We start from the raw sequence: 23,840 nt of genomic DNA on the forward strand, positions 1-23,840 counted from the left end.
ACGGCAAGATTTTTCTGTCATTGTAGTCACCCAAACCGAGAGTCCCGAGACCATTCGCTCCCGTACACTTAACGGAGTTGTCATTGAAAATTGCACATGTTGTAAACGGGCCAGTGTAAATAGATTTTGCACCTTGAAAACCTGATACGGTCACTGGAGTTGCACGATCTGTGGTGTCTCCTAAACCCAATTGACCATAATTATTTCGACCGCCACATTTAACGCTATTATCAGACATAATTGCGCACATGTGAGCACCTAGTGCGATATCTTTTGCACCTTGGAAGACAGTTACTTCAGTGGGAACTGAAAATGCTGAAGATGTTCCGCTACCAAAATACCCTGTTCCAAAACACTTAACTTTGTCCTCTAAGGTGATCACGCATGTGCCAGAACCACCAGTATTTCGTAGAAGCTTGGCTTTTAGAATGGCAACTTCGCAGGTTGAACCAGTCTTTTCATAAGCGGTATCGCAAACTAGAGCAGCTGCAATTTTATTTTGACCAGCTTGAGTACCAGTATCGAAGTGCTCACCCAACGCGACGCCAACAGTGGCTTTGCCGCCTACAGCACCCGTAATGGCAATGTCAATTGAGCCAGCTGGTGACTGATAAGAGCGCTTGGGAGCAGAAGATGCGGGTGGGCATAGAGCATTGGATACAGAATTTCCGGTTGTTGTTTCAATACAACTTAGGATGGCGGTCGCCGCTACTTCTACAGTCCCGTCTCCGATGGCTAGAGAGGGTGTAGTATAGCTATACGTTCCTTGGTAGTTAGAGATCGCATCATTGCTTGGCGAAGAGAAACCGCCACCACCAGATCCCGAAAGACATCCAGTCAATATCTGTGTACTAGTTGCAATCAGCAATAGCGAAAACTTATTGGTCATCATCTTATACTCCATTCCCGAATCAACGTGAGTTGGGTAATGTCCTGAGTATTTTTCGACAACCAAGTAAACTATGTTTAGGATATTCCGGAATCCCGGATTGGAGCGTATCACTTAGGAGAGTTACGAAGTTGAACCTTTTTGATGCTTACGCGCACTAATCCTTCAAACATTTCAGTTTCTTCAAACAACTCAGCAATAGAGCTGACTTCTCGATTAACCTGAACCTCTCCTAACAGTAGCCTAGAGAAGTCTACTCCAAGGGACTGAGAAAGACGGAAAACTGCATGAAGATCTCGGGGAGAGTTTCCCGCAGTCCAGTCCGAAACGACGGATACACTGACCCCTGCCATTTGCGCTACCATCTTAAAGGTAAGTTTTCTTTCCTTCATGATCCCGGATAGTATTTTTCCAAAGGGCACTTCCTTGCGCCCACGTGGTTTAATCGTCTTTTTCATAGTTCGCCATTATGGGACTCAACTTGAGTCAGTTTAAGCTTATTCCGTCTTGTCGTAACTGTCCGGATTGTCGTATTAGACGATTGAAATCGTCTTCACTTTAGGGTGTCGAGATGCGATTACCTCTTCACATTCCCGGTTCAGAAACTCCAAGTTGGGACCGTAAAAATTTAGAACCTTGAAGCAGATATCCGCGATGTCTGCGCCTGTAAGTTCGTGCTTTGCAAGCTCCGTAATATCGTCTGTGCGTAAGGTTGGTGCATAGTCTTTCCATAGCTTTTCCCTGACAATAAAGGATGGTGAAGTGAACTCGAGGTGAAATAAGAACCGTCTTTTAAATGCCGGGTCCAATAGATCATACCTATTGGTTGCAGCAATCACGATACCGGGATACGCATCGAACCTTGTGAGCAGTTCGTTTGCCAAACTTAACTCATGTGTCCGTTTTGCGAAGTCCCGAGAAATGAAAAGGCTTTCGGCTTCGTCCACAAAAATCATCTCCGGTCTGTTTTCGTTGTACTTAAAATGTTCGCGGACATTTTTCTCGCTCTGACCAACATACATGCCGAGAATGTCTGATGGCGTGATTACCTTAAGGCTCATGTTGAGGTCTTCAGCAAATGCGTTGGCTAGGGCTGTTTTCCCGAGGCCAGGAGGCCCTGAGAATAGTAGCTTAATTCCTTTGGGAAATTGCTTTGGGTTTTGCTGAAACTTCAGTAAACCATAGTTAATAGGTTTGAGTCGTTCTTGAAAGTCCTGCTCAAAATTTAAGCGAGGAGATTTGATGTCTTTCTTCCGAAGCTTCTTAACGTCTTCAGGAGGAAGGAAGTAAGAGACTCTTTGGATAAAACTTTCTTTCAAGTTCTCAAATGTTTTAAACTCCGATTGGACGGATGCCAGATGAAAAATACTGTCGTAATACCCAGGAGCGAGATCAAATTTACTCAGTTCCCAGACTTCTCTATCCGAAAGTTCAAAGGCGTATTTTCTAGCCAACTTGGCTATGATCGATGATTTTTGATTGCAGCTCAGTTCTTGAATATCCAATGCATAGGTCATGCGTCTATCCAAACCGTAAGGTAATTCGTAGTTACTTGTGAATATTGCAATACCTTGGAATTCCTGGAATAGAATTCGCGCCCATCCAGCAGTTTTTTCTTCCTCTAGTGAGGACCAAAATAGTTGGTCAGCCTCGTCAAAGAACAGAATATAGTCTTGAGACTTGGCTTGTTCGCAGTAAAACTTCATGTATGTTTCTATCGTATTTTCATTGTACTTCAGTGAAATCCTCAGAAGCTTCTTGCCAAGGTACCTAGCGATACCGTGAGCCAACGTCGTTTTCCCAACGCCAGATGGTCCTTTGAAGAGAAATGTAAGGGACTTTGACTTATCTTCTCGTAAATGCGAGTCACATAGCTTGATAATGTCCTCACGAGTTTTACTTTCTAAAACCAACTCATCGATGGAATGCTCTGGAGTAATTTCATCAGATGCTCTACTTCCTCCACTCTTTACCTTGTTAAAGGTTCGGCTTGTATAGTCTGAGGTCAACAAATTCATATCATCCCAATTACCTCCCACTTGAGAGAGGTTGACAGTGATCACTCTTCTAGAAAAAAGATAAGAAGAACTAGAAAGCTCTCGCTCTAACTCATCCGTTGAGTACAAAGACGATAGACGTTCTTTTAGTTTATATATTAAGTGTGCGTCGCGTTGGCGGGCACCCCTTCTTAGTGTGGCCTTAGGGAATCCGAATCCACTAAGACTAAGATGCAAAATATAGATATCCCAATGTAGTTGATTCTGTAAAAGACCTTCAGGGTCAACACGAATCCGAATTTTTGAATAGTGGGGTTCTAGTTTGTCTTGAATAACTTTTAGAGTCGTATGGCAAAGGAAAACTGTTTTTTGAATCAACAGATTAACTAGATCAACATCTTCCTTGTCAAAGAAGTTGTCCTTCTCCAGGCAATCAGTCGAACGCAGAAAAGGTAGATTGCTACTTCCTGCAAATGCTGTCAGATATTTGAAGTTTCCGCCTTGCTTGATCTGTGTTAAAGCGGCTGTTAAAAGTATACGTAGGTGCTCCAGTCCTATCAAATGATGAATGTCATCCGTTTGCATAGATGGAATGCTTAAGAGCTCCTTCGCGGTTAGAAAATGTTTGAAGTCGCTATTTGATGCATTCGCGACGTCTTCAATATCATCAAAGCCGATATCGTCCCAGTACTCGTGATCATTTCTCATTTTGTAACTCCGTTGTGAACGTTTCGATTTTCATTGTTAGATTCTCTTTGAGCCCCTGGGAAAGCATGATTGCCTTTCCCAATGATTTTCTGCTGGAGTTTGTTGCTTTGATGATTTCATTTATTGTGTCGATTTCTGACCTTACCGCTTCGATAAATTCAGCGACTTCCTCGTGCTTTCCAACAGAAACAGTTTGTGGAATAAGCAGCCTGGCTACCGAGATTGCGATAGGCAGGTGTTCCAGCGTGCAGGTGATGTGCTTCTTACCTACGTGAAAATTTTTGAAATAGTCGGGAAGACAGGTTTGGTTACGAACTACGAAAATTCCTGCCGAAGCCCCACGGTTTTGAAGGCTTTCAACCATGATTTCTTCAATTTTTGCAGGGGAGATCTTTCCCGTCAGATCTTTAGCCTCAATCGCAATGAGTCCGCGCGATAGTTCGTCTCTATAGATGAAATCACCCTTTTTACCTCCTGTTAAGCCAGGGACAAGTCCTACGGATTCTACTTCTCCGTTGCGAAGAGACGCGAGATTTGACAGAACTGCGAGAGTTTCTTCCTCAAAAGTTCCCCCTTTCAAAGTGGTCATTCCAGCTATTGCCGCAGCAGCGTCCTTTGCAGTTTCGGTCTGTTGTACTTTGTTTTTGAACTCTAAGATATTTAGAGTGATATCTTCTTTAAAGTCGCGAAGGAGCTCTTCATTGGAACCGATAAGGTTCGTTGATAAGCCTTCGATCCATTCTTTGGTTAAACGTTCCCAATAATCAAAATCTCCACGATTTTGACCTACCTTTATGGAAACCCATCCCACTTCGATTAGACTAGACAGTGCTGCGTCACGCTCTGCGTAATCTAAAGTTGCAAAGTGTGATGTGATTTCAGAGCTGTAGCTGGACTTTAAAGTGAACTTTTCGGCTTGGAGTTCGCCATTGGTTGCGTGAATCATAAACGCTCCGCAACTTTTTGGATCGTTCTTAGTACCATGGATTTGTCGGGTGAACCGATAATGGTGTGCATTTCGTATTCACCACAATAGAAGTTAAAGGTCGGAACCTTTTCAATTCCGAAGCTCTCGACCACTTCTCTGGTAACGATTACGACCTGATCGCAGACGTCTTCAAGCCAAGGGTTCTGGTTCCAATAGTTGTTACATAAATCTGAAGTATCTAAAAAGCAGATTACCTTTTGAGGATTACCTTCAAGTAAGCTGCAGAAAATGTCGACCGGGTCTTTCAGGTACGCGGCAATAGGGTGCTCTTTCGAGCAGAACTGTACAACTTTCATAATACCTCCGTTGATCGGACGTAATGAAAATCTCGTGCCGGATTTTTCTTGATTGCGCGACGAGCACCGGATAGTTTGCGCATGTCGGGTGGAGTGCCCGAAATGCCTCATCACTAACTATTTGAATTCACTGGAGTTTAAATTGTGTCGATATTGATGGGTGGGGCACCATTTCCAACAGTACTCGAACCCACACGGGTCGGGTTCTTGGAGGAGAATGGTAGCACGGCAGCACCTTCATTATTTTCTCTTAAAATTGAGTTTTCTGATCTGGGCGATGGGTTTCCGTCGGTTCCTGTGGCCTTGAGTGGCTCTTTTGTTGGGGCGTAGATGCCCATTTTGATCTTCGTTGGGTGGATTTCGATGAATTTCACCAGGTTTGTGAAGATCGGTCTTTGTTTTTCTTTCGGGGCCTTCTCTAGGTTCTTTAAAACATTTTCTATTTTAGCTTTAAGGCCATCTTGGTCAACTTCCTGACCACGTAAATCCATCTCTTTTGTTTTTAGATTTTCTTTCGCTAACTTTAACTCGTTCATTCTCTGAGTCATTTGCTTGATCTGCTCATAAAATGCTTCAGCTGGAACTTCCGTAGGAAGTTCTGCGATTCTTTGCACAAGGTTCGTGATCCGTTTGGAGGTCGTTTGGATTTCAAGTTCCAACTTCTTTGCCTGCATTTGCACTTCTGGAAGCTCACTCGTGGTCTTTGACTGATATATTTCAATCCACTTGGAGATAAGACTTGGGTCATTGAGCAAGGCTCTTAATGACCTTGTGACAATCTCCTCAAGCCTTGGCGCTCTGACGTTTTTCACTTGGCACTGATGCGCGTGATCTTTCGCCAAAGGATTCTTTAGCTGGGGATGTCCGTAGTAAAAGTGCTTTTCTATTCTTCCTGTTCCAGATTTACCACCTAGAGACTTTCCACACTCACCACATTGAACAAGTTCGGTGAGAGGAAATGGATATTTCTTCCAGGTCTCCGGCTTGTATCGGTTTTTGTTTTTACTAAGGCGCTCTTGGACTTTGTTAAATATCTCTTCGCTGACAATAGCAGGCCATACCGCTTTAATGAACTCTGCCGATCCATCCTTGTGCTTTACTTCTCGAAGTCCCAAATATGCTTTGTTGGTGAGTAGTGAATTTAGCGTATCAACCGAGAAGACTTTGCCGCCCTTTTCAATACCATTCTTATTCGTGAATTTTTTATTGAAGGCACCAGCTTCGATCAAAGCTACCTGGGTTTTACGAAGTGATTCTTTCTCAAGGAATAAATTAAAGACTTTCTGAACTATACAAGCCTCTTCTTTGTTAATGACTAACTCACCTTTGTTCTTGGGATTACGATCGTAGCCTAAAGGAATTGTTCCACCATTAAAAAGTCCTCGTTTAGACCTCGATAGCCAATTAGCCGCTATCCGTTCAGACGTTTGCATTCTTTCGTACTGGGCATAGTTAATAAGATTAAAGACCATCATCTCGCCGCTTGCGGTGGTCGTATCAAAGTTTTCTCTAAGGGTTACAAAGCTTGCTTTGTGGTGTTTGAGAAGATCCCAGACTTCGCAGAAATCTTTAATGCTTCTATTGAGACGAGAGAGTTCAGTGGCGATGATAAGATCAATTCGGCCAAGTTTCACGTCATTAAGTAAACGTAAAAACTCCGGACGGCCGTTCATGTTCTTGGCCGACTTTCCTTCATCACAATAAATATCAACCAGGGTGCCCCAGTTGGGTTCTCTTTTGTTTTGAAACTCAATGTATTCTAGTAAGCGATTTCTTTGTGAGACAAGTGAGCCATCTTGGATTCTGGCTTGTTCTTCCGTGGACACACGGAGATAGATTCCGATTCTTTTCATTAGCTAGCCTCCTTCATTTCTGAAGCTGTGCTTTGGTCACTCGCTTGATCCTGCTGCTGTTTTAAGGCACGGTCAATTTCGAGTAAGGCTTTTACCAGTTGCACAACTTTGGTTTCGTATTCAGTTCGTTTTAAATGCACCTCGATCATTTCAAGTTCGTAGTTTTCTATTCCTACTACTCGCATCAATTATTGTTATCCTTCATAATTACACCTCCAGTTTTTTTGATTGATTGTTTTTTGCCGTTTTCCTCCTGTCTTTTGTTCCCCTCTCTCATACTTCATTTTTTTATAAATTTCCTATTAATATTTCTTATCCTGTCCATCCCATTTTCCCGTTTCGTGACCACTTTCGCTCGTAGAGGGGGAGTGGTCACGAACGCTTGCGAGGGAAAATGGGATGGACAGGACTCCGGGTTCTTCAAATATTTTGAATGTTTACGGAGGCTTTTTCTTCTTCAAATCGAATTAAATAACCGCGGAAGCTTTCCGCATATTTTCCGTAGCCTTTGGAATTTACCAAAATAGTTCATTGAAATGCGCGGACTCCGTGTCGCCTAAAATCCGCGATCGAAGGAACTTTTTGGCTCAGATATTTTTCATTCATGTCGCATTGAATTGGGAATTAATCGTGTAAAAAAAGGTTTCAAATTTTTTGAAAGATTTTACTTTGGAGTTCTGAAAAGAAAAACCCGCTGATTTTCATTGAAGTCAGCGGGTTTCGATAATTACTTTTGCAAGTTCAACAGTGCCTGGCTTATTTCCAATTTATTCGGAACGGGCCTGTAATGCTGGGAAAAATCAGATCGCCTGACGGAGAAAGTTGGTTAATCATATAAGCTCCATTGCCGAAATTATCTTGCCCGAAGATTGTGCGGTGGACAGTTTCTCCCGTCATCCAATCCATTCCTGTCACTTCCCAGCCATCCTTCTTGCTGTAACCATTTACCAAGACAATATTAGAAGGAATGCTGACCGAAGGAACAGTGGTGAGTGACGAGACGTCGTTGCGCGCCCAAACCGAGCGCCATTTGTGTTCTTTCGGATCCCACTCGAATCGTTCCACTCCGTGTGCGGACCTAACCACAGGGCCCAATGCAATTGCATTCACGAGCGCGTCTTCCGGCATTTTTTCGTCACCGATATTATTCACGACGAAAGCACCATAGCCTTTTGAAACCACGGATTGCTCGCTCTGAATAAAGCGAGGAGGTTGTGCGAATCCTGCCTTCACCTCAATCTGATCGGCGATACGACGGGATTTGGTACCTTTCTTCTGCTTAAATTTTTTTGGAATTTCATCCCTCCAAAAAGCAACAAGCTTCATTCGATCCGACCCGTCGGTAATCACGACAAGTTTGTCGGCATCGTTCCCGAAGCCAACAAGAGTGGGAGTCGATCCTGTCCCTTGTTGAAGGCCCGATGCACCGTTGTGTGAATCTGTATCGTAAGGGGAAATCCATGCACCATTTTTGTCAGTGGCAAGTTGAGCGCCGTTCCAGACCAACTTGTGCATATTTTTATTGGTGGCAACATAGATACCGCCCTTTTCATCGACCGCGCCTCCATTGCGAACTTCTTCTCCCTTTCCCAATTTAACCCGGATCGGTTTGCTTTTAAGTTCGCGATCAATCACGGCCACCGCGTTTCGGCCGATAGCCACAAGCCAGCCATCATAGGTCAGTTGTAAAGCAAAGAGTCTTTCTCCTTCACCCAGTACATCCGTCACCTTTATGGAGTTTCGGATCTTGATGCCTTGCTCTGGCTTTGCAGGATTGATCAAGCTAAAGGCATAAATGTCTGTGCCGCCATAGGTAGAAAAAAGAGTGTTGTCATTGTCCACAAGACCATAGATGCCGCCCTCAATCCAATCTCGACCATGGTCAATGCCATAGATCTTGTGCACAACATTTTCTACCGCATCTATCGAAGTAAATTGCTGATCCAAAGCTTTTTCATGAACCTCGAGAGGAATGACGTGGGCTTTTTGGACCGGAAGCCGTGCCAACTCTTTCCAAGCTCCATTCCTGACATCAATGTAAACGACTCCTGCAGGTCCTGAAGTCCACATGTAATCTGCAGATGGGGATGCTAAAACCGCACCTGTTACCGGACCTCCGATCACGTGCGGCGTTTTTCGAAGATCCACTTTGAACGTACCGCGCGCTATGGGAAACGGCATCGAATCTGTTTGCGCCGGATCAAAATGAGTAGAGGCACCGTAATCAGCAGCAAGAAAGGTGTTTCGCGTGGGGCGGCTTACTTCGTTGGCAAAGACCATTTGACCGATTAAAGTGCTGAAAAGCCCAAGTATGACGGAATATCTCACGAAGCCTCCAAATATGATTCTAAATTTACCGATGTATGGAAACGGAATAACATCACTAAAAGTATAATTTGGAATCAATAATACGAAATAAGTATTTCAACACTTTCAGATGAACTCTAAGTAGAGGACAGCGGTTCTAATTTTTATTATTAAGTTCAGGAGAAGGCCGTTTAAAACACTTTTGCCGCACAAAGGCCTCGGAAGCCCCAATCACAGCTGCAGCCTTTGCATGCGTTCCATATTTATTAACAACTCGCAGCAGATCATCTAATAAGAGAGCCTTGGGCTCCGCGACTTCCTCAAACTCTATCTCAATCAAAGCCTGAAAACGCAGCCAAGCCGGTTCGTCTACTCCGGGGACTCGCGCACCAAATCTTTCCTTGAGAAAGAGATAAAATAAGCTGACTGAATAAGTCGGCTTTTTTTATGCCCAAAATCTGCCGCCAGGCCACGCGTTTCATCTCAAAATTCGATAGATAGCTTCGAATCATTATACTATTCAGAATCATCGCATTGCGGCATATTCCGTCCTGTTTCAACGTATCTAAACTTTTAAACCGGAGTGGTTATGAAAAATTTGTTCTTGTTCCTAGCGATGACATTGGGTTCTTTAAATGCTTTCTCTGCGGCTCGTGAATTCCGTATCAACGGATATTCGGCAGACGGTGGTTATGCTATCGGCTGGGGGATTCCTGGCAAGATGATCGACTTTGAAGAAGTTGAAAAGGACGAAGACAAAGTCAGCGAGCTTTGGGGGCAGATGTCTTTGATGCGCAATTATTTGGTGGATGTTCAAACAAATCAGATTTTGGCGACGATCCACACTGATCCGGATGAGTTTGTAGCAATCAGCTTGGGTGGCATGAGCAATAACCACTACAGCATGAAAACAAAAAATCTGGGTTCTTTCTATGCGAAGGATTCTATTGAGATAGTGGCGGTTTTCGAATCTTTCAAATGGAATACAAATCTTTCATCCGTTTTCGTTATTAACAAGAATACTCATCAGCCGGTTGTGGTAAACAGAATCAATAATCTTGAGGAGCGCATGCTGGCTGCGGCTAAAGCTACTTTGACTCCGGCGCAGGTTGAACAATTTGATAAAGGTGCACTTTACTTCAGTATGGAAGAGATGGGTTACGATGTGCAATTAAATAGAGTTTATAAAATCGTTTGGGAGTCAGCTATTCCTAAAAGTATCGATGACCCCTTGGTGACTGTAACAGCTCGTTTGAAATTGGATGTTACGGCGGATCGAGATGTTAAGTTTGAAGTGGATCAGGTTCAGTATACTGAAGAAAACTAAAAGATTAGGTGCTCGGGGGTGTCGAAATTTTGTACACTCCTGTAATTTGGAAAATACACATTTGTTAGCGGTCTGGGGCTCTGCACACTATGGTAATTTCTCTTTCGAAAATTATCAGGAGATAAAATCAATGAAAAAACTAATTTTGTTTTGTGCTTTGATGGGAATGTCTGCGGCTGCTTCCGCGAAAACTGTGAATTACGTTTCTTGCAGTGGACCTGACTGGAAAGTTGCTTCTCAATTGGATCTTGGTTCTAACAAGATCACTCAAAAAACAACGGATGGTCGCAAAAGTGTTATGGCTTCTGTGAAGCCTATCGTTGAGATCAGCATTGATGATATCGCGTTTCTTAATAGCGAAGGTGCGATTGCTGCTACAGATATCCAGTCTGGATATAAAGCGGTAATTGCCCCGGGTGCTGATGGTGGCCGCGTTTCGACGGTTTACTTCCTTGATTTGAAATCCGGGGGGCAGGCTTTGGCCTATGGAGCTATGGTTATTGCCGGTCCTTGCGCGAAGTAATAAATTTGCGATTTTTAATTGAAAAAAAAGCCGACTTTTCAGTCGGCTTTTTTTTTAGCCGCACAGGTTCCTTGTGGTGATTTGTTATTTAACTTTGCCGATGGAGTGACAAAATCGTGAATTAAAAATGGTTTTAACGTGATTTGGGGGGCGGGTTTACTTAACATTTAAGCTGAATGTACATTGAACTAGACCATGTTTGCTCACAGTGTGAGCGCTCAAAAGGGGCTCGATCATGCGTAATCAACGATCTATGTGGCTAATTGTTTTTGTATTTGGATTTCAGCTTTTAATTTGCCAGGCATTTGCCCAAAGTTTTGAACGTGACGAGGGCATTACCAAAGAAAGCCTGATCCGATCGATCAAGAAAAGCACCTCATTGGATGACCAGCAAATTGAAGCACTGATCAACACGCTGACTCTTCAGTATAAACTTCGTCCTGAACAAAGAATTCCGATCAAAGGTTACCTGTATGCCGCAGGCATGAACGGTGCAATGCTTTTGGATCATGATGTCTGGTATTTTGATGCGAACCTGATTGATCCCGCAACTCAAGAGATTGTGAAAATTCCAGAGCTGTTTTTGTGCGACTTTCATAATGGCGGGATTAAGTTTGAAGTCGCTTACAAATGGATGTTTACGTTTATTCCCAGCGGAGTGAATGTCGATGAATTGCATGGTGCTGTTTATGGACGAGGCGTGGGATTGGTGGCGGATGCATTCTTTGGTGCTGAAGGCTCCTGGATGCCAGCTAAGAACAGAGCGAATGACCTTTTGCATGTGGCATTGAAAATCGGTTTTGGCGGCGGCGTTGTTTTTCCAAAAATGGAATTCAAACTTCGTCAGATAAATGGTGTGACGGGAAGTGCGCAATAGGTGCACTTTTACTGGACCTAAGCAGTGCTGTCAGGGGTGACTCCTGCATCATGTTGCTGCATCGACCTTAATTCTTTTGTTGGGCTACATCTTCTTATTTAACCTTTTTGGGTAAAGAGGATGAAGCATGAATCTAAAGCCGTATATCGCATCTGTGGTGATCGCAACCAACGTGACATCCACAGCTTTTGCACAAGAAGCCGAAACAACATCAACACTTTTGCCATCTGTTATCGTGAGCACAACCTCCGACAGTGAAAAGTATATCGATACTCCAGTCAGAGTTGATTCCATTTCCGCTGAAGAGATCGAAAAAGACCACAATCGCTTTCTGGGCGATACTCTGCAAAAGGTTCCTGGTGTGGTGATTCGCGAGGTGGATCCCTTGGTTCCGGCGTTGGGTATTCGCATGCCAGCGAACTTCAATGCTCCCTACTACCTGGCGACTATCGATCAAATTCCTATGTCTTCCGCCATCAGTATCAATCACGCAACGGCGGCAAATCTTCCAATTTCCACAGCAACAGGGGGGCTTGAGGTTCTTCGTGGTGCCACGAGTGTGTTGTACGGAGCGGATGCGATCTCTGCAGTTATTGATTTAAAAACTCCTGAATTTGGCAATCGCAAGTCGATTGGGCTTGAAGGTGGTCAGCGTGGTTTTGGGAAAGTTCTTTTGACCGGAACGGGCAAGGTTTCTGAGAATCAAGAGTACTATGCCGTGGGTAATTACACTCATGATGATGGCTGGAGAGATATGCAAAGAATGGATCGTGGCGAAACGATCCTGAAGCATCGTAAGAATCTTTCTGAAACCAGTAAGCTGACAACGACCATTGTTGCCAATAAAAACGAAGGTCAGGGTGCAGGTTATTTGGATTACGACACCTATCAAAATGACCCGACAAACTCTGGGATCACGGCAACTGATGATACGAATTCTGATAGTTCCTATATACGTTTGACTTCAGAATGGCGTAAAAGCATCGATGCGAAAAACGAAGTTATCGTCACTCCGTATGTCCGTCACACTGACAGCGATTACATGGCATACTGGTATGCGGATACTTTACCGACAATCACAGCTAAAGATTCCACAGTGGGAGCGAACTTCATTTACAGTCATATTTGGACTGATTCGGAAACCAAGGCCGGTCTGGCCTTGGAGGCCACGAAGTATAATTATAAAGAAGTGCAGGAGTTACCAACGTACACGGGTGGCTTTCCGCCTTCCGAGAGCCCTCGCGGTACGCACTATGATTATGATGTGAACTACCTGAATATCTCTCCGTTCATCGCTCATACTTGGAGCATCAATGAAAAATGGCGTTGGGATTTGGGTCTTCGTGCCGACTTTTCCAATTATGACTATAAAAACAATACTTCCGACGGAGACTGTGACTCCCCAAACAATACCAACGGTTTGTGCGGAGCTTACCTTCGCGTGGGTGATCGCACAGATAAATTTGATGGCATCACCCCTAAAACGGGCGTGAACTACCTGCTATCAAATAATCAGGCGGTGTTCTTTAATGTGGGTATGGGTTACAAAATTCCGAATGCGGCAACTCTTTACAACCTGACAGATGGCCAAACGTCTCCGAACTTGAGTGGAGAAAAGTCATACACATCCGAGCTCGGGTATAAATCCGACAATGGCGTGCTGGGTATGGAGCTTTCAGTTTATAATATTGATATCCAGGATCGTGTCGTAAGAACTTATGGTTCAACCGTTTCCACTTACGAAAATGCCGGCAAATCCCGCTCAACAGGTATTGAGTTGGGTGCAGCCTGGAAAGCAACGCAAGAGTTGAAACTGCAAGTGGCAACTAACTATAATGAAAGCCGTTTTATAGACTATAAATCCGGTGGCACTGATTACAGTGGTAACAAAGAAGCCAAAGCACCGAGCGAAATCTATGACGTGGTTTTGACTTATCGTCCGACGGCACTTCGTGGTTTCGAAACTTCCTTGGAATGGAATCGCACTGGGTCTTATTGGGTGGAGGACGCAAATCAACACCTACAAGCCGGTCGCGATGTATTTAATTGGAGAGGTGAGTACCAGTATACGAAAGAGCTGAGCTTCAATGCTCGAGTCATGAATCTGACCAACACCAAGTATCCCATTGACGTTGCCAACTACGGTTCCCTGGTTTACAAACCAGCGACTCCTTTGACGGCATACATTGGCTTGGGTTACGCTCTTTAAATGAAAAAAGATCTGTATGCACGTATCTGGCGTTGGCATTTCTACGCAGGATTGTTCGTCATTCCGTTCGTGATTATCCTGGCAGTCACGGGCAGTATCTATCTGTTTAAGCCACAGTTAGACCCCGTGATTTATCCCAAGTTGTTAACGGTTTCTCCTCAGGAGAAATCGTTGCCTGCGGCAGAGCTTGTTAATGGTGTACGCAAAGAATTTCCTAATGCCGAAGTGTCTGCATATTTTCCTCCATCAAAATCAGATCAAAGTGTCGCTGTGGGTTTTGTTGAAGCGAATGTTAATAAAACGGCTTATTTGAATCCCTACTCGGGCGAGCTCCTTGGTTCTATGAACGACCAGGATCACTATCAGAACATCACCAAGAAAATTCATGGTGATTTGTTGATAGGGACCTGGGGGGACCGTCTGGTGGAGCTCGTGGCTTGCTGGTCGATCATTCTACTTATTTCGGGAATGTACCTTTGGTGGCCCAGAGGACGCAAGTTCGCCGGTGTCTGGTGGGTGAGGCTTAATGCGGGGAAACGCGTATTCTGGCGGGATTTTCATTCGGTCATCGCCATCTATAGTTTCGTTTTCATTCTTTTACTTCTGGTGACGGGGCTTCCTTGGACTGGATTCTGGGGAGAGAAATATGCCAAAGTTTGGAATCATTTTCCTCAGGCCACAGCAACCTCCAATGTACCCACGGCAGTATTGAATAATGCCAGTGTGCAGATGGTGCCATGGGCAGTCGAGACTGTGCCGATGCCGATTTCAAAAGTGGTTCAGTCAGAACAGGTAAGTCTGGATGAAGTTTTAAAATCTCTTCAAGGTCGTGATCTTCAAGGCAGCATTAAGGTGGCGTTTCCAAAAGAGCTTGATGGTGTCTTCACAATATCGCAGTTTGGCGCTGATCCACGCAAGTCCGTCACGCTTTATATTGATCAGTATAGCGGACAAGTATTGCAGGCAATTCCTTTTGCTGAGCACGGCACATTTGCCAAGGCAGTGGAGTTTGGAATCTCCCTACATCAAGGAGAACTATTTGGTTGGGTGAACCAACTGATTGCTTTTATGACCTGCCTTGCGTTGATTTTGATTTGCATCAGCGGACTCATGATGTGGTGGAAGCGTCGCCCCTCTGGCAAGTTTGGGGCCCCTCCGTCTCCGGAAAGTAAGAGTCCATATTGGTTCATCGGATTTTTTATCGTTATGAGTGTTTTGTTCCCTCTGGTGGGGGCGTCATTGGTTGCAGTTCTGGTCTTGGATCTGATCATTTCAAAGAAGTGAGTCGATCCGTAAAAAAAAGACTGGAGAGTCCGATCCCCAGTCTCTGTATTTTTTCAATTTTGATTGTCTGATAGATTTCGAATGTTTTGTACCTTTTCAATTCCCGGTGGCTTCCACGTGCCGTCAAGCACGGCTTGCTTTGGCCAGTACAGGCGCATAATCAAATTGAAATCCTGATCTGCGGGAGCCGGCAACCAGTTGGCTTCTTTATCTTTCCCAGGGCTGGATGCCTGCAGGTAAATATCCAGGGAGCCATCGCGATTAAGGCGAAGCTTGTCGCGGTCTCCGATGGCAAAGCGATTGATGGGATTTTTTACGAAGAACTGGTTGGAGTTATACATTGTTAACGACCAGAAGCCATTGACCGGTGGCAGGTTTCCTTTGGTGAAGCGGATAATGTAATTGTTTTTTCCATTCAATGGCGCTCCAGAGTTGTCGACGGAGGCCCAGGGATACATGGCATCTTGTTTTAGATTGGCGCCCAATCCTTTCTTTGCGATCACGGCACGGGCCATATAGTCATTGCCGTAAGTGCCGATAACTTTAGGAACGCCCCAGCCATTTATCATCGTAAAGTTATCCGGGCTGCGTGCTGACTCTGTGAGTTTTTCCTGGGCGGCAAAGTATCCAGAATTTAAAGCGCGCTTTTGGTCCTCAGTTAGTTTTTCGAAATTAAAGTCACTGCCCGGCGTGATTCCCAGATTTGCCAGTTGGCGCAGTACTTGGCCATCGCTGGCAGAAGGCGGGTTGTTTTTTAACTCATTGGCGAAATAAGTAAAGAAAGTTTGGGCGTCCATTCTTTCAACCTGATCCACCGGCGGAGTTCGGGTGTCCGCGTTGATGTTAAAGGGGACTGAATCAGGAGCGGAAGTGTTCTTGCCGAACTCATCAAGGGGTGTGATTCGCAACCCATTCTGAAAGGCGTGCACTTTGGTTATATCGGATTTTGAGGACTTGGTTCTGCCAATCATCCAAACAGAATTAGTCGGTGCCTTGATTTGGGTAACGTTAGTGGGCAACGTGCCCTGCCAGTTTGGTCCGGTGATAGCGTAGTTACCTTTTTTGTATCCGGTCGTGCGGCTTCCGGGTGAAGCAAAGACGTCAGTCCATGCGCTTAACAATGGCATCATATAGAATCTGTCGCCAGCATCCGGCACGCTTAGAACCATAGGTTGATTGGAAAGATCCAGCCATGCGGAACTATAGAGTGTGTCGGCATTCGGTGATACAACATCGGTGAACCTGTCATCCGGGAAAGCCCGTTTATTGGAAATCTGATTGAGTGGAGCTCGTGATTGTGAAGCTCTGGGAGTAGCAGTCATGACATCGCGGGAGATTCCCATCAGCACCAAGGGGTAGGCATAGAAGTATGCCTGCTCGGTGGAACCTTGGATATCTTGCGGGGTGTTTTTTGCGGTGTCTTTCGAGCTAGCACAGTTGGCAAGCATTCCAGCACATACGGCGAATGCCAGCAGCTTTGAAGCGACCTTCATGAAAATCCTCCTTGATACTTTACTGATCCAAATCAGATTGCGAAGTATTCGGACGATAGACAATGAGGCTTTTGACAGTGCTCTCGACCAAGGATCAGTCGATTTTGATGCCTTCGTTTTTTGCTTTGATGATTTTGTGGATTACCTGCATCCAATCGGAATTTGACAGTGGGGAATACCCGCGGTCGATTTGCCAACCATAGCCCCAGCGATAGCTGGTATGAAATACGGGATGGCCCCCCATACGTACAGCATAGTAGTAGGTTTCCGCCACATTCGGGTAACCCTTGTTCTCGATGCACACTTTCAATTGATGATCGGCATTCAATCGTTCATCTGCCGTACCACCACGCCAATAGGCGACGTCGTGTTTTACGCAACAATCCAGAAACGCTTCGGCATCTTCAATCCAAATACCATCTGGGCTGCGGCTGCAACCATCCGTTGTAAAGTCGCTAAGCTGATTCGCCACAGACTGATGGGCGAATCCCAAAATAAGCATAAATGATAATACGATTGCTGTTTTCATCTTGATCCGGGGCTTATTGGCAGCGCTCGTTAATCGCATTCATGATCTGAGTGAGTTTTCGTGTTGGGTTTCTGACGTCCCATTGCCATACGAAGTCACGGCAGTCCTGCCATTTCGGAAATACCATAGGACCGAAGTTTTCAGATCCATCGTCTTTCTTCAGTCGATCATAAACAATGCTCTCGATACCTTTGTAGGTGCTCAGGGGAAGGATCTGTCTGGAAATCAAATCCAGTGTCACTTCCACGCTGGTAACAAAGCCGATTTGTCCTGGCATAGTCGGGTTTTTGGATTCACCCAGTCGGGAATAAGCCTCACGAATATATGTCAAAGACGGAATTTGCGGGAACTCACGAACCATTTGGTCGTAGACGATTGTGTCGAATTGACCGTTGTCGCCAAAGTAAATCACCATGTCCGGATGTTCGTACTTTAACAAAGCACGGATCACCTTTTGTTTCAGTTCAGGATCCTGTTTGATCCCACTGTTCATGTGCAGCTTGGTAATAGGGAACCCGTTCTCCTCCAGAAAGTCGGAGTGCTGCTCTTGCATCAAAATTTTTGGCGCCAGGCTGACATAGTGAAATTCAATGTCGGGGATTTGGTTTTGCAAGGCCTGATAGATTTCTGCCATTCCGACAAAGCGGCTGTCATCATCAAGGGCGGAGCCCGCAGAGCGGGACTTTGAAAGAATATTGGAGACCTTGATAGTGTCGTCGATATCCGAAATAACAAGAGTTTTTGCCTCTGCAAGAGACGTCATCAGCAGTAGGGAAAGCAATAGCATTTTGTTCATCGATCCTCCAACAGTGACCAACAATTCGACAACCCTGCAAATAACACCTTTTGGATGTTTAAGAGCCAGGCTTTAATTGAGCACATTTAACTGTGGGATACTTAAGCAATCGACGTGCCGACTAGAAAACAGAAAGTTCCTTTTGAACGCGCAGTTCATTGGAGACCTTTTGCAGGTCTTCAGGAACCGTAATCAGAGCGCCTCGTGGAATCTCTTGTTGGATTTTAAACTTGTGCATCCACGCCAGGAATTCACGGTCAGGACCACGGCAAATCATCTGACGATCTTTGCCTTTTTCCTTCAATGTATCACCGACAACGCGGGCTGCGTGAATGGGTGATGGTTTTGTTTTTCGCATCAAAAGATAGCTGGTGGTCAGGGTGCGATTCTTCATGGGGAGTTGCTCTTCCATGGATAGAAACCACTTGGGCGCGGCAAAGTGAATGCGATCATGACACCAGTCAGTTTTTGACTGGGTCAACTGAGGGCACAAACCTTCGTGAGTGCAAGGGGCCCACACGTGAAAGCCTTTTTCCAAAAGCTTTGCACGAAGCTGCATCAGCTTTCGGCCATCCTGCTGAGTGGAAGGCTCGGCAATCATCAACGCCTCACACTGGTAGGCCCAGTCAGGAAGTTCGGCAAGTTCGGTCAATGAGTACGAGAACAGAGCCAATATCTTTTTGGGATTTTTAATCTTGGAGGCATTGATCGTGCGGATCCACTCTTCCGATTTAAAGAAGGGGAAGTACTTTTCGATCAGGCGCTGTGGTTCGGTTGCACGCTCAATCAGTGTGTATTTCAAGTTCTGAGTTTCCGACAGACTTAAAGAGGCGGTCGCAAGACCCGCACCGAAATCCAGGACTTCTTCAAGGTCTGCGAAAAACCCACGTTTTTCACCTTCCAGGATCACCGCACGCAAGCGAGCAGCGTTCAACGGAAGGTAATAGCAAAGATAGGCGATCTGCGCCCAGGACTCATGCCATGGCGTTTGGCCATCAGGTTCATTGATAAAGAAATCAGACAGTGCCAGCACGCGCTTGGACAGCTCCTTGGAATCATTCAAGGTGAGTTTATAATCGGCTAAAGCGTTGGCGATAGCTGTTTCAATATTTTCAGGAATTGTGAACTGTCTTTGCATGGATGCGGGGATTCTACAGACTATTGAGCGCTTTTAGCAAATCTTCGACTTGGATTTCTTCCATAGCATGGTCAAATGGGGGATTTTCGTTCTTGGAGACGAAAATTTTTACATTCTCTCCGCGGGCCGCCCAGCGACGAGGATGTTGAACGCGGATGGGGGAGTATAAACCCAGAACCGGAGCTCCCAGCGAAGCTGCCATATGCGCAACACCTGTGCTTGGCACAATCACGGCCTTGGAGTTTTTAAGAACAGTGAAAAGCTCGGCGGGCTTCAGTTTGTTTTGCAGATTAATGACCTGAGGATCATTCTTAAAGCGGGCTTTGATGGCGGTTAAAAATGGTTCATCCGCTGGCGTACCGGTCAGTGCGACCTTCGTGAATGGAGTGATTTGTTCAATCAATGAAATATAACGATCCGTCGGCCAGTTTAGAGCAGAGCCGGCCATTCCGGGGTGGACCACAACATAATTTTTCTCGGTCAGTTCATGCTTGTTTAAAAGCTCTGAATTTACAGGTGCAGAGAGCTTCAGAACCGGAGTGGGCTCTTTGGACTTTTCATCCAAAGCAAAGCGCAACAAGTCCATGTTGTAATCAGCTTCGTGCTGTACAGCCTGACTGCGGCGTTGGCGCAAACCTTTATTCAAAAACAAAAAGCTGTGCCACTGGGATTGTACCCCAGCACGGACTTTCACACCTTCAGCCCACAACGCAAACGAAACCCACCACGGGGCTTGAAAGCTGACTGCGACATCGGGTTTGAATTCACGAATAAAAGTACGAAGAGATTGCAGTGAAGCTTTCCAGTTATCTTTGGAAAGCTCGATATAGGAACGTTTGGGATCGGCATTGTCGGGAATAAATCCCAAGCCTTTGGCGATCACCCACTTCACTTCTTTATCCGCCATGAATCCCGCCTGATCCACACACATTGTGGAGATCAGGTCACCGATTTTATCAAGGCGGATAAGAAGGACTTTTTTCATCTATCGGTATTCTTCGATGGATGGGCAAGAGCAGATCAGGTTGCGGTCGCCGTAGGCGTTGTCCACGCGGCCGACCACTGGCCAGAACTTGTTCGTGCGAAGCCACTCTACTGGGTAAACCGCTTCTTCGCGAGAGTACGGATGATTCCATTCAGGTTTCATCATCATCTGCGCTGTGTGCGGAGAATTTTTAAGAGCGTTGTTTTCCTTGTCCATTTTACCAGTCTCAACCGCAGTGATTTCTTTGCGGATGGAAAGCATGGCATCGATGAAGCGATCCACCTCTTGTTTCGGTTCAGATTCTGTCGGCTCAATCATCAATGTGCCCGCTACCGGGAAGGACATTGTTGGAGCATGGAAGCCGTAGTCGATCAGACGTTTTGCAACGTCAGTCACGTCGATACCGGAAGCTGTTTTGATATCGCGAACGTCGATAATACATTCATGGGCCACATAACCGCTTTTACCTTTGTAAAGAACCGGGTAGGCCTTTTCCAATTTCTTAGCGATGTAGTTTGCAGACAAGATTGATACCAAAGTCGCCTTACGCAGACCTTCAGCGCCCATCATTGTGATGTACGCCCAAGAGATCGGAAGAATCGAAGCCGAGCCCCAAGGAGCTGACGTCGTTGAAGTGATACCGTTTGCAGGACCCGCTTCAGGAATTACCGAGTGCTTGGGCAAGAACTCTTTCAAGTGAGCACCGACACCGATTGGACCCACGCCAGGTCCGCCACCACCGTGAGGGATGGCGAATGTTTTGTGTAAGTTCATGTGAGATACGTCAGCACCGAAAGTACCTGGGCGGCACATGCCAACCAGGGCGTTCATGTTTGCGCCGTCCATGTACACTTGGCCGCCGTTTGCGTGAACGATATCGCAGATTTCTTTGATACCTTCTTCGTAAACACCGTGCGTGGATGGGTAAGTGATCATCAGCGCAGACAAATTGTCTTTGTGTTGTTCCGCCTTAGCCTTCAAGTCAGAGATTTCAACGTTACCCAAGTCGTCGCAGTTCACAACAACCACTTGCATGCCGGCCAAAGCTGCTGATGCAGGGTTTGTTCCGTGCGCAGATGAAGGGATTAAGCAGATGTTTCTGTGACCTTGGCCACGGGATTGGTGGTATTTGCGAATTACCAATAGACCCGCGTATTCGCCTTGAGAACCTGCATTTGGTTGCAAGCTGACAGCGGCGAAGCCCGTGATATCGCAAAGTTTGTTTTCAAGGTCTTTGATCATTTCAATCAAACCAGAAGTTTGGGAAACCGGAGCAAACGGGTGAAGTTTGCTGATCTCTGGCCAGGAAACCGGAACCAGCTCTGTCGTTGCATTCAATTTCATTGTGCAAGAACCCAATGGAATCATTGAGTGAGTCAAAGTGATGTCTTTGTTTTGCAAGTGGTGGATGTAACGAAGAAGCTCAGTCTCACTGTGGTGTGAGTTGAACACCGGGTTTGTCATGAATGCAGATTTACGTGACAATTCCGCTGGGATTTCCAGCTTCAAAGTCGCATCGATAGTCTGGCAATCGAAAGCCGCTTTGTTGCCGCCATTGAATGCCATCCAAACTGTTTCAACGTCCGTCAATGTGACAGTCTCGTTCAGAGCGATGCCCAAAGTCTTGTCGTTGATTTTTCTGAAGTTCATGCCCAGCTCTTCAGCGTGCGCCAAAATGCTTGCAGCATTGTCAGAAGTAACAGTCACAGTATCGAAGAACGCATTCTTGGAAACGTTGTAACCAAGTTTCGACAAACCGTCAGCCATGATCGCAGTCAGGCGATTCACGCGCATCGCGATTTTCTTTAAACCCTGTGGCCCGTGGTAAACAGCGTACATGGATGCCATGTTCGCCAATAGAACCTGAGCCGTACAGATATTGGAAGTCGCTTTTTCACGACGGATATGTTGTTCACGAGTTTGCAAAGCCAGACGCAAAGCTTGTTTGCCTTGGGAGTCCACAGACACACCCACAAGACGGCCTGGCATCATGCGCTTATAAGTATCTTTGGTTGCCAGGAATGCCGCGTGAGGGCCACCGTAACCCAATGGTACACCGAAACGTTGAGAGTTACCGACAACGATGTCAGCACCCCACTCGCCCGGAGGAGTTAAAAGAGTCATTGCCAGAAGATCCACGGACGCCACAACGTGTGCACCTTGGTCTTTGTATTTTTTCGCAAGGTCAGCATAGTTCTCTACAGCACCTTCAGTGTCAGGGTACTGGAAGAACACACCGAACGCCGCTTTTGCAAAATCGTATGTCGCAGGATTCGTGACGATCATCTCCAAGCCCAATGGCTCAGCACGGGTGCCCAGAACTTCAATCACATGGGGATGCATTTTATCAGAAACGACAAATGCATTTGCTTTGGTTTTGCAAAGTGCGTGAGCCATGAACATGGCTTCAGCCGCCGCAGTTCCTTCATCCAAAAGGGATGAGTTGGAAATCTGCATGCCAGTCAGGTCTGCAACCATAGTCTGGAAGTTCAACAGTGCTTCCAAGCGACCTTGTGCAATCTCTGCCTGATAAGGAGTGTAGGCTGTGTACCAAACCGGATTTTCAAAGATGTTTCTTTGAATGATGGTCGGTGTGATCGAGTCATGGAAGCCCATGCCGATGTAGGACTTCATCACTTTGTTTTTTGAAACCATCGACTTCAAATGATTCAGCAAACCGAATTCAGAAATGCCGGGACCGACACCTTCGAATTTATGTTCAGTGCGAATTTGGGAAGGAATGATTTTGTTGGCAAGTTCATCCAAAGAAGCAAATCCAAGCTCTTTCAACATCTCTTGGACGTCGGAATCGCTTGGGCCGATATGGCGTGGAATAAACTCATTTCTAGGAGACAAATCGTCGATTTTCATAAACACCTCAATAACGCAAAAGAGCCTAGCACAGCCGCTCTTCCGGTTAAAGTGTTGGCTCGCGACAGAGCAAGGGCGCTAATGCAAGGCAATATGCCGATTATAGCCTAAACAGGCTTGATTCGCATTGTGAGGAAACCTTTTTGGGACTTGTGCCTGTATGACAGGCCTTTATCAGCGAGCGAAACTGTTCAAGTTGCTCGGTTTGTTCTTTAAATGAATTTAAACGGGTGGACAGACTGGGAAGATTGGCCAAAAGAGTGGTTTCCAGTCGCAGGGCCAGCCAGACTTTGCTTTTAGACTCGCGTCCTTCCTCTTTCAAAATGTCGTTCATAACTGAGCGCATTGAAGGTGGCAGAGTGCGGGAGACCAGGGACATTTGTTCCAGTTTAAAGCGGAAAAGGGGATCCTTAAACGCGCGGTTGCCGGTTTCCTTGTAATAGCTGACCAGATAGTCGGTTTTTCCGTTGATCAACTCGTCTTCATCAAGTCCCACAGGGTTGCAGATGGTGGAGCAAAGAGGGGGCATTTTTTTGCCCTGAATTTGAGCAAAAAGACCCTCGAAGGTACCAATTTCCGCAAGGTAGCCTTCGCTGATCTTTGCAACTTCATTCATGTTCGGATCAGTCGGCGCTTCTTTGTGAAAGTGTCTGATGCCAATGTAGGCTGCGGCACCCAGGCCCAAGAAACCTGTCAGGATGAAAGTGAAAATAAAAATGGCCGAGTACTTCAGGCCGAATCGCACATGCTTGTTCATTCCGGATTATTTT

The 23,840-nt window shown here is 45.7% G+C and carries 20 protein-coding genes; 5 read left to right on the forward strand and 15 right to left on the reverse strand.

The annotated features are described in order from the left end of the window. From AAAA73_RS00005 to AAAA73_RS00040, 8 genes are all read right to left on the reverse strand, one after another. A partial coding sequence (locus AAAA73_RS00005; protein WP_340596081.1) for an RCC1 domain-containing protein occupies window positions 1–892 on the reverse strand: 892 nt, incomplete at its 3' end. Between the two features lie 107 nt (window positions 893–999). After that, a complete protein-coding gene (locus AAAA73_RS00010; RefSeq protein WP_340596082.1) occupies window positions 1,000–1,347 on the reverse strand; it encodes a helix-turn-helix domain-containing protein in 348 nt (115 codons plus the stop codon). A 75-nt stretch (window positions 1,348–1,422) separates the two neighbouring features. Next, a complete protein-coding gene (locus tag AAAA73_RS00015; RefSeq protein ID WP_340596083.1) occupies window positions 1,423–3,594 on the reverse strand; it encodes an AAA family ATPase in 2,172 nt (723 codons plus the stop codon). After that, on the reverse strand, window positions 3,584–4,540 hold the full coding sequence (locus AAAA73_RS00020) for a hypothetical protein (RefSeq protein WP_340596084.1): 957 nt from the start codon (window positions 4,538–4,540) through the stop codon (window positions 3,584–3,586). The genes AAAA73_RS00015 and AAAA73_RS00020 overlap by 11 nt, the downstream gene beginning before the upstream one ends. After that, window positions 4,537–4,878, reverse strand: a complete 342-nt coding sequence (locus AAAA73_RS00025) for a hypothetical protein (RefSeq protein WP_340596085.1) — start codon at window positions 4,876–4,878, stop codon at window positions 4,537–4,539. Before AAAA73_RS00025 ends, AAAA73_RS00020 begins: the two co-directional genes overlap by 4 nt. Before the next feature lie 137 nt (window positions 4,879–5,015). Continuing rightward, window positions 5,016–6,731 (reverse strand): recombinase family protein, encoded by a 1,716-nt coding sequence (locus AAAA73_RS00030; RefSeq protein WP_340596086.1) that lies wholly within the window; start codon window positions 6,729–6,731, stop codon window positions 5,016–5,018. Next, window positions 6,731–6,916, reverse strand: a complete 186-nt coding sequence (locus tag AAAA73_RS00035) for a hypothetical protein (RefSeq protein ID WP_340596087.1) — start codon at window positions 6,914–6,916, stop codon at window positions 6,731–6,733. The genes AAAA73_RS00030 and AAAA73_RS00035 overlap by 1 nt, the downstream gene beginning before the upstream one ends. A gap of 571 nt (window positions 6,917–7,487) precedes the next feature. Then, window positions 7,488–9,059 carry a hypothetical protein gene (locus AAAA73_RS00040; RefSeq protein WP_340596088.1) on the reverse strand — a complete coding sequence of 524 codons (1,572 nt, stop codon included), beginning with the start codon at window positions 9,057–9,059 and terminating at the stop codon, window positions 7,488–7,490. Between the two features lie 568 nt (window positions 9,060–9,627). Between AAAA73_RS00040 and AAAA73_RS00045 the strand changes: the two genes are divergently transcribed. The 5 genes from AAAA73_RS00045 (at window position 9,628) to AAAA73_RS00065 (ending at window position 15,258) form a co-directional block, all read left to right on the forward strand. Further along, window positions 9,628–10,365 (forward strand): hypothetical protein, encoded by a 738-nt coding sequence (locus tag AAAA73_RS00045; RefSeq protein ID WP_340596089.1) that lies wholly within the window; start codon window positions 9,628–9,630, stop codon window positions 10,363–10,365. A gap of 130 nt (window positions 10,366–10,495) precedes the next feature. Then, window positions 10,496–10,888, forward strand: a complete 393-nt coding sequence (locus AAAA73_RS00050) for a hypothetical protein (RefSeq protein ID WP_340596090.1) — start codon at window positions 10,496–10,498, stop codon at window positions 10,886–10,888. 235 nt (window positions 10,889–11,123) lie between these two features. Continuing rightward, window positions 11,124–11,765: a hypothetical protein gene (locus AAAA73_RS00055; protein WP_340596091.1), complete on the forward strand. Its 642-nt coding sequence runs from the start codon at window positions 11,124–11,126 to the stop codon at window positions 11,763–11,765. Window positions 11,766–11,892: 127 nt separating this feature from the next. After that, the gene (locus AAAA73_RS00060; RefSeq protein WP_340596092.1) at window positions 11,893–13,974 is read left to right on the forward strand and encodes a TonB-dependent receptor; all 2,082 of its coding nucleotides are present in this window, start codon (window positions 11,893–11,895) and stop codon (window positions 13,972–13,974) included. After that, on the forward strand, window positions 13,975–15,258 hold the full coding sequence (locus AAAA73_RS00065; protein ID WP_340596093.1) for a PepSY-associated TM helix domain-containing protein: 1,284 nt from the start codon (window positions 13,975–13,977) through the stop codon (window positions 15,256–15,258). It abuts the gene before it with no gap. Window positions 15,259–15,311: 53 nt separating this feature from the next. Here AAAA73_RS00065 and AAAA73_RS00070 read toward each other — a convergent pair whose 3' ends face one another. From AAAA73_RS00070 to AAAA73_RS00100, 7 genes are all read right to left on the reverse strand, one after another. Continuing rightward, window positions 15,312–16,751, reverse strand: coding sequence for a DUF1254 domain-containing protein (locus AAAA73_RS00070; RefSeq protein ID WP_340596094.1), 1,440 nt, complete (start codon window positions 16,749–16,751; stop codon window positions 15,312–15,314). Window positions 16,752–16,845: 94 nt separating this feature from the next. Then, entirely contained in the window at window positions 16,846–17,253 is a 408-nt protein-coding gene (locus AAAA73_RS00075) for a helicase (protein WP_340596095.1), read from the reverse strand. Window positions 17,254–17,293: 40 nt separating this feature from the next. After that, window positions 17,294–18,076 (reverse strand): phosphatase domain-containing protein, encoded by a 783-nt coding sequence (locus AAAA73_RS00080; RefSeq protein WP_340596096.1) that lies wholly within the window; start codon window positions 18,074–18,076, stop codon window positions 17,294–17,296. A 121-nt stretch (window positions 18,077–18,197) separates the two neighbouring features. Continuing rightward, entirely contained in the window at window positions 18,198–19,214 is a 1,017-nt protein-coding gene (locus AAAA73_RS00085) for a small ribosomal subunit Rsm22 family protein (protein ID WP_340596097.1), read from the reverse strand. A 13-nt stretch (window positions 19,215–19,227) separates the two neighbouring features. Then, window positions 19,228–20,199, reverse strand: coding sequence for a glycosyltransferase family 9 protein (locus AAAA73_RS00090; RefSeq protein WP_340596098.1), 972 nt, complete (start codon window positions 20,197–20,199; stop codon window positions 19,228–19,230). Continuing rightward, the gene (gcvP, locus tag AAAA73_RS00095; RefSeq protein ID WP_340596099.1) at window positions 20,200–23,070 is read right to left on the reverse strand and encodes an aminomethyl-transferring glycine dehydrogenase; all 2,871 of its coding nucleotides are present in this window, start codon (window positions 23,068–23,070) and stop codon (window positions 20,200–20,202) included. A gap of 100 nt (window positions 23,071–23,170) precedes the next feature. Next, entirely contained in the window at window positions 23,171–23,827 is a 657-nt protein-coding gene (locus tag AAAA73_RS00100; protein ID WP_340596100.1) for a hypothetical protein, read from the reverse strand. Window positions 23,828–23,840 lie beyond the last annotated feature (13 nt).

It is taken from the genome of Bdellovibrio sp. GT3 (assembly GCF_037996765.1).
In the GTDB taxonomy this organism is placed as follows: Bacteria; Bdellovibrionota; Bdellovibrionia; order Bdellovibrionales; family Bdellovibrionaceae; genus Bdellovibrio.

What these genes read in the sequence shown, in the direction of transcription:
- AAAA73_RS00010 (WP_340596082.1), bottom strand. Translation starts at nt 1,347, where the DNA reads ATGAAAAAGACGATTAAACCACGTGGGCGCAAGGAAGTGCCCTTTGGA.
- AAAA73_RS00015 (WP_340596083.1), bottom strand. Translation starts at nt 3,594, where the DNA reads ATGAGAAATGATCACGAGTACTGGGACGATATCGGCTTTGATGATATT.
- AAAA73_RS00020 (WP_340596084.1), bottom strand. Translation starts at nt 4,540, where the DNA reads ATGATTCACGCAACCAATGGCGAACTCCAAGCCGAAAAGTTCACTTTA.
- AAAA73_RS00025 (WP_340596085.1), bottom strand. Translation starts at nt 4,878, where the DNA reads ATGAAAGTTGTACAGTTCTGCTCGAAAGAGCACCCTATTGCCGCGTAC.
- AAAA73_RS00030 (WP_340596086.1), bottom strand. Translation starts at nt 6,731, where the DNA reads ATGAAAAGAATCGGAATCTATCTCCGTGTGTCCACGGAAGAACAAGCC.
- AAAA73_RS00035 (WP_340596087.1), bottom strand. Translation starts at nt 6,916, where the DNA reads ATGCGAGTAGTAGGAATAGAAAACTACGAACTTGAAATGATCGAGGTG.
- AAAA73_RS00045 (WP_340596089.1), top strand. Translation starts at nt 9,628, where the DNA reads ATGAAAAATTTGTTCTTGTTCCTAGCGATGACATTGGGTTCTTTAAAT.
- AAAA73_RS00050 (WP_340596090.1), top strand. Translation starts at nt 10,496, where the DNA reads ATGAAAAAACTAATTTTGTTTTGTGCTTTGATGGGAATGTCTGCGGCT.
- AAAA73_RS00055 (WP_340596091.1), top strand. Translation starts at nt 11,124, where the DNA reads ATGCGTAATCAACGATCTATGTGGCTAATTGTTTTTGTATTTGGATTT.
- AAAA73_RS00060 (WP_340596092.1), top strand. Translation starts at nt 11,893, where the DNA reads ATGAATCTAAAGCCGTATATCGCATCTGTGGTGATCGCAACCAACGTG.
- AAAA73_RS00065 (WP_340596093.1), top strand. Translation starts at nt 13,975, where the DNA reads ATGAAAAAAGATCTGTATGCACGTATCTGGCGTTGGCATTTCTACGCA.
- AAAA73_RS00070 (WP_340596094.1), bottom strand. Translation starts at nt 16,751, where the DNA reads ATGAAGGTCGCTTCAAAGCTGCTGGCATTCGCCGTATGTGCTGGAATG.
- AAAA73_RS00075 (WP_340596095.1), bottom strand. Translation starts at nt 17,253, where the DNA reads ATGCTTATTTTGGGATTCGCCCATCAGTCTGTGGCGAATCAGCTTAGC.
- AAAA73_RS00080 (WP_340596096.1), bottom strand. Translation starts at nt 18,076, where the DNA reads ATGAACAAAATGCTATTGCTTTCCCTACTGCTGATGACGTCTCTTGCA.
- AAAA73_RS00085 (WP_340596097.1), bottom strand. Translation starts at nt 19,214, where the DNA reads ATGCAAAGACAGTTCACAATTCCTGAAAATATTGAAACAGCTATCGCC.
- AAAA73_RS00090 (WP_340596098.1), bottom strand. Translation starts at nt 20,199, where the DNA reads ATGAAAAAAGTCCTTCTTATCCGCCTTGATAAAATCGGTGACCTGATC.
- gcvP (WP_340596099.1), bottom strand. Translation starts at nt 23,070, where the DNA reads ATGAAAATCGACGATTTGTCTCCTAGAAATGAGTTTATTCCACGCCAT.
- AAAA73_RS00100 (WP_340596100.1), bottom strand. Translation starts at nt 23,827, where the DNA reads ATGAACAAGCATGTGCGATTCGGCCTGAAGTACTCGGCCATTTTTATT.